Below are 5,051 nucleotides of genomic sequence, written 5' to 3'. Positions count from 1 at the left end.
CAACGGCGGAAAGATCCAGTATGTGAAATATCCGGTTAATTATAATAAAGAAGCGATCAAATCCTTGGTGCGGCGCGCTATGGCAAAAGGATACTACGAGGGAGTCAACCTTTCCCTTGCTTACTGTGATGATTGCGGACATGAGGAGCTTTCTATGGATGTATGTCCGGTATGCGGCAGTAAAAATCTGACGAAGATCGACCGTATGAACGGTTACCTTTCCTATTCCAGAGTGAAGGGAGATACCAGACTGAATGAGGCGAAAATGGCCGAAATTGCAGAAAGGAAAAGTATGTAGGAATGAGATATCATAATATTACGAAAGACGATATGCTCAATGGGGACGGACTTAGGGTAGTATTATGGGTGGCAGGATGTGCTCATGGCTGTCCGGGCTGCCATAATCCCATTACATGGGATCCGGAAGGAGGACTTCCTTTTGACGAGGAGGCAAAGCAGGAGATTTTCGATGAACTTGATAAGGACTATGTAAGCGGCATTACATTTTCCGGCGGAGATCCTCTTCATGAAGCGAATGTCCGGCAGGTCACTGCGCTGGCAAAAGAGATACGGGAAAAATATCCGAACAAAACAATCTGGCTTTATACAGGAAGTCTCTGGAAGGAAGTAAAGGATCTGGAGATTGCAAAGTATCTGGATGTTCTTGTAGATGGAGAATTTCAGGAAGAGAAAAAGGACAATACCCTTCACTGGAAAGGGAGCGCAAATCAGATGGTGATCGATGTGCCAAAAACACTGCAGATAGGAGAAATTGTTTTACATGATTAAGAGAATTGCTAAATTTCATAAAGTAAGCCTGGAACAGTTTACAGAAGGATGGAAGGATACGTTTGGTGAGACGGATAAGGAGAAGATCCGCGAAATATATGAGGAAATAAAGCTTCCGAAGAGGGCGACATCAGGATCGGCGGGTTATGATTTTTTTGCACCCGTTTCTCTGACGATCGCACCGGGTGAAACTGTAAAGATTCCTACCGGGATCCGCGTGGAAATGGAAGAGAACTGGGTGCTGAAATGCTATCCGAGAAGCGGACTTGGTTTTAAATACCGGCTTCAGTTGAATAATACCGTTGGGATCATAGACAGTGATTATTTTTACTCTGATAATGAAGGCCATATTTTTTCCAAGATCACAAATGATACAAACGAAGGGAAAACCATTGAAATAGCGGCCGGGACAGGATTTATGCAGGGGATTTTTGTAGAATACGGCATTACAGTCGACGATGACGCAGATGCGGTGCGAAACGGAGGGTTCGGCAGTACAACCGGGAAATAGAAGTTAAAAGGAGGCAGGGTGAAAATTACCCTGTCTCTTTTTGCATATTTCCGGCAGATCAGGGCAAATTAAACATATCGTATAAGGATATGGAGGAAATAAGATTATGCCGGATACAAGAATTGTGACTGCCTCAGTAAAGGAGAATGTCGCATATATGAATCAGATCCTGCCGATTCAGGACAGTTTTGATCTGATACAACGAGATCTTATGATTGGAGGAAGGGAAGCTGCCTTTTTCTTTATTGACGGATTTATGAAAGACGAGGCGATGCTGAAGATTATGGATTCCTTTCTTGGAGTGACGAAGGAGAATATGCCTGCAAGTGCCACAGGATTTGTAAAACAGCATGTGCCTTATGTAGAAGTTGATATCATAGGAGAATTTGATCAGGTGTTCCGAAATCTTCTGTCAGGAACTACCTGTCTTTTTATTGACGGCTATGAAGCATGTATTGTGATCGACTGCAGAACTTACCCGGCCAGAAATGTGGGGGAACCGGAAAAGGATAAATCTCTTCGGGGATCCAGGGATGGCTTTGTAGAAACAATCGTATTTAATACAGCGCTGATGAGGAGGAGGATCCGGGATCCTCACCTTGTGATGCAGATGCTGGATATCGGAGAAAGTTCCCGAACAGACGTGGCAGTCTGCTATATGACTGACCGGGTAGATAAGCAGCTTCTTTCACGCCTGATAGGTGAGTTGAAAAATATTCACACAAAAGATCTCCGTATGAACCAGCAGACACTGACAGAGCAGCTGTTCCGAGGAAAATTACTCAATCCGATGCCGAAATTTAAATATACAGAACGTCCGGATACAGCCGCCGCCTGTCTGCTGGAGGGGAAAATCGTTCTTTTGGTGGACAATTCACCTTCTGCCATGATCCTGCCAACGTCTGTTCTTGATATCATCGAAGAGGCAAATGATTACTATTTCCCGTTGATCACACAGCTTTACTTAAAAATCTCACGGGGGATCATCACATTTCTGACTGTTTTTTTTACGCCGGTATTCCTTTTATTTATGCAGAATCTGAACTGGCTGCCGGAGGTTTTTCATTTTGTAGCCCTGAGGGATACAGTCAATATCCCCCTTGTGTTTCAGCTTTTGATATTAGAGGTTGCCATAGACGGGCTTCGTCTGGCAGCATTGAATACGCCCAGTATGTTAAGTACACCTCTAAGTGTCATTGCAGGTATTGTTATGGGAGAATTTTCCGTACAGTCCGGATGGTTTAACTCGGAAGTTATGCTGTATATGGCATTCGTGGCGGTGGCTAACTATACCCAGCCTAATTTTGAGCTGGGCTATGCCCTGAAATTTATGCGCCTTATTCTGCTGGTTTTAACAGCTCTGTTTAACTGGGGCGGATTTGCTCTGGGAACGGTGACTATTCTTTGTATGATATGTTTTAACAAGACTTTTACAGGAAGAAATTTTCTTCGTGTGAAATTGAATTAGAAAAAGGGACGCCAATATTCAAAAGGCACCGTGAAGGGATCTCCGAAACAGCATTCCGAAAAAAATTTTGCCTAATAGTGGAAAAGGTGGTATGATTATGAAAACGGGATTTAGGAGGTCGTAAGAATGAGAGATTACGTGATCACAGTAAACAGTACGGTAGATTTGCCGAAGGAATGGCTGGCAGAGAGAAATGTTCCGGTTGTTCCTCTTCGATATACAATAGACGGACAGACTTATGAGGATATGGATGGACTTTCTTCAAAAGAGTTTTTTCAGAAACTCAGAGAAGGGAAAATGGCTGTTACTTCACAGGTGAATCCGGAGGAAGCAAAAGAGGCTCTGGAAGGCTTTGTAAAAGAAGGGAAGGATGTGCTCCACCTCGCCTTTTCCTCTGCTTTAAGCGGAACATGCAACAGCATGAAAATTGCGGCGGAAGAGCTGATGGAGGAATATCCGGGATCAAAAGTTATTGTGATCGATACGCTCTGCGCTTGTCTGGGCGAAGCGCTTCTGCTTTATAAGACGCTAAAGCAGAAGGAAAGCGGAAAGACATTGGAAGAAACTGCAAAGTGGGTAGAGGAAAATAAGCTCCATATCTGCCATAATGTAACAGTGGATGACCTGAATCATCTTCACAGAGGCGGAAGAGTTTCCAAAGCTACGGCAGTCCTTGGAACTATGGTGCAGATCAAGCCCATCATCCACATGGATAATAACGGCGCCCTTCAGGTTATCGGAAAAGAGAGAGGAAGAAAGAAAGCTCTCAATAAGATTGTGGATATGGCTGTGAAACAGGCAGAAGGATGGGATAATGATATTATCATGATCACCCATGGAGATTGTATCGAAGATGCAGAATACGTAGCTTCTTTGGTACGCCAGAAAATGGGAATAGACAATATTCTGATCAATAATATCGGAACTGTGATCGGAAGCCATACCGGTCCGGGCGTAGTGGCGGTATTCTGTATGGGAAACGAAAGATAAGGGGTAGAACTCATGAAAAAAAATCTGACCATTGACCCAAATATGAAAGAGAAATGGCCGGCAACAAAGGTTGGCTGTCTGCAGTACCATGTCAAAGTAGAAAAAAAGAATGAGCAGATGTGGGAATATCTTAAAAAGGATATTTTAAAAAAAGTAAAAGATGAGATTTTTGATTATGGAATAAATGAGATTCCGGGTATCAAAGAATCCAGAGCGGCCTATAAAGCATTCGGAAAGGATCCAAGCCGATACAGAGTGTCGTCAGAAGCGCTGATCCGCCGGATCGGACAGGGAAAAGGGCTTTACGAGGTCAATACAGTGGTAGATGTGAATAATCTGATATCCATTGAATCCGGGTTTTCTGCAGGGTCCTATGATGCGGATAAAATAGGTAAGGAACTGACGTTTCGGATAGGACTTCCCGGAGAAACCTACAAGGGAATCGGGAAAAATGAAATAAATATAGAGGCGCTTCCTGTTCTGGCAGATGAAGAAGGGGCGATCGGAAGCTCTACCAGTGATTCCGAGAGAGCAATGATCACAGAGGAAGCGCAGGAAGTATTGACTTTGGTCTATTGCTTTTCCGAGAACGGAGATCTTAAAAAGGTGTTGGAGAAGGGAAAAGAGTATCTGGAAAAATATGCCGGCGCGGAAGAGATAGAATCCTGGATCGTGGAATAAAAAAATAATAAAATAGAGAACCGTCTGCGGATAGAGGCTGTTTTATCAGCCTGTCATATCCATACCGCAGACGGTTTTTTGTTTACCCTTCGCCGACCGTGCTGCCCCTTGTACACCGACGCTATTCTTTGCAGACATCTACCCAGGCTTTAAAACCGGAATATTTTTCCAGCTCCGGGATAGTCAGTTCAATGGCGCTGTTGGCGCTGCCGCAGGCAGGAAATACTGTCTCAAAACGCTTTAGCGATACATCCAGGTAGACGCTGACCCCGTCTTTGATTCCAAAAGGGCATACGCCGCCGACCGGGTGCCCGATCAGATCAACCACCTGATCGGGTTTTAACATAGATGCCTTTTTGTGAAAAGTGCTTTTGTATTTCTTGTTGTCAACACGGGCATCTCCGGCAGTGACGATAAGAATCGGATGCTCATCTACCATGAAGGAAAGAGTTTTTGCAATTCGCTGCTCATCTGTATGCAAGGCCAGGGCGGCCTCTGTGACAGTGGCGCTGGATACGGGAAATTCCAGGACACGGTTTTCCATATCCCATTTCCTGAAATGTGCTTTTACGTTTTCTATAGACATGTGGTCATACCGCCTTTCCGTGATAT

General features: G+C 44.2%; 7 protein-coding genes. 6 read left to right on the top strand and 1 reads right to left on the bottom strand.

All coding sequences use genetic code 11. The features are described 5' to 3' along the window. The 6 genes from nrdD to WJ238_RS09330 all read left to right on the top strand — a co-directional run. Positions 1-298, top strand: a 298-nt coding sequence (gene nrdD, locus WJ238_RS09355; protein WP_337606762.1) for an anaerobic ribonucleoside-triphosphate reductase, incomplete at its 5' end; no start/stop codon positions are given. A 2-nt stretch (positions 299-300) separates the two neighbouring features. Further along, positions 301-789: an anaerobic ribonucleoside-triphosphate reductase activating protein gene (nrdG, locus tag WJ238_RS09350; protein WP_230105851.1), complete on the top strand. Its 489-nt coding sequence runs from the start codon at positions 301-303 to the stop codon at positions 787-789. Then, complete coding sequence (locus WJ238_RS09345) at positions 785-1,300, top strand: dCTP deaminase/dUTPase family protein (RefSeq protein ID WP_316267026.1); 516 nt, start codon at positions 785-787, stop codon at positions 1,298-1,300. Before nrdG ends, WJ238_RS09345 begins: the two co-directional genes overlap by 5 nt. Positions 1,301-1,406: 106 nt before the next feature. Next, complete coding sequence (locus tag WJ238_RS09340) at positions 1,407-2,768, top strand: spore germination protein (RefSeq protein ID WP_337606761.1); 1,362 nt, start codon at positions 1,407-1,409, stop codon at positions 2,766-2,768. Positions 2,769-2,894: 126 nt separating this feature from the next. Beyond that, positions 2,895-3,758, top strand: coding sequence for a DegV family protein (locus WJ238_RS09335; protein ID WP_230105853.1), 864 nt, complete (start codon positions 2,895-2,897; stop codon positions 3,756-3,758). A 12-nt stretch (positions 3,759-3,770) separates the two neighbouring features. After that, positions 3,771-4,439 (top strand): B3/B4 domain-containing protein, encoded by a 669-nt coding sequence (locus WJ238_RS09330; protein ID WP_337606760.1) that lies wholly within the window; start codon positions 3,771-3,773, stop codon positions 4,437-4,439. A 121-nt stretch (positions 4,440-4,560) separates the two neighbouring features. Here the strand turns inward: WJ238_RS09330 and WJ238_RS09325 are convergent, their stop codons facing one another. Further along, positions 4,561-5,025, bottom strand: a complete 465-nt coding sequence (locus tag WJ238_RS09325; RefSeq protein WP_337606763.1) for a YbaK/EbsC family protein — start codon at positions 5,023-5,025, stop codon at positions 4,561-4,563. Positions 5,026-5,051 lie beyond the last annotated feature (26 nt).

The sequence above is a fragment of the Claveliimonas sp. genome (assembly GCF_037273965.1).
Lineage (GTDB): Bacteria > Bacillota > Clostridia > Lachnospirales > Lachnospiraceae > Claveliimonas > Claveliimonas bilis.
The sequence above is the reverse complement of the archived record's forward strand: the minus strand, read 5'-3'. Positions and strand labels throughout refer to the sequence as shown.

Coding starts and splice junctions, on each gene's coding strand:
- nrdG (WP_230105851.1), top strand. CDS start 301: ATGAGATATCATAATATTACGAAAGACGATATGCTCAATGGGGACGGA.
- WJ238_RS09340 (WP_337606761.1), top strand. CDS start 1,407: ATGCCGGATACAAGAATTGTGACTGCCTCAGTAAAGGAGAATGTCGCA.
- WJ238_RS09335 (WP_230105853.1), top strand. CDS start 2,895: ATGAGAGATTACGTGATCACAGTAAACAGTACGGTAGATTTGCCGAAG.
- WJ238_RS09330 (WP_337606760.1), top strand. CDS start 3,771: ATGAAAAAAAATCTGACCATTGACCCAAATATGAAAGAGAAATGGCCG.
- WJ238_RS09325 (WP_337606763.1), bottom strand. CDS start 5,025: ATGTCTATAGAAAACGTAAAAGCACATTTCAGGAAATGGGATATGGAA.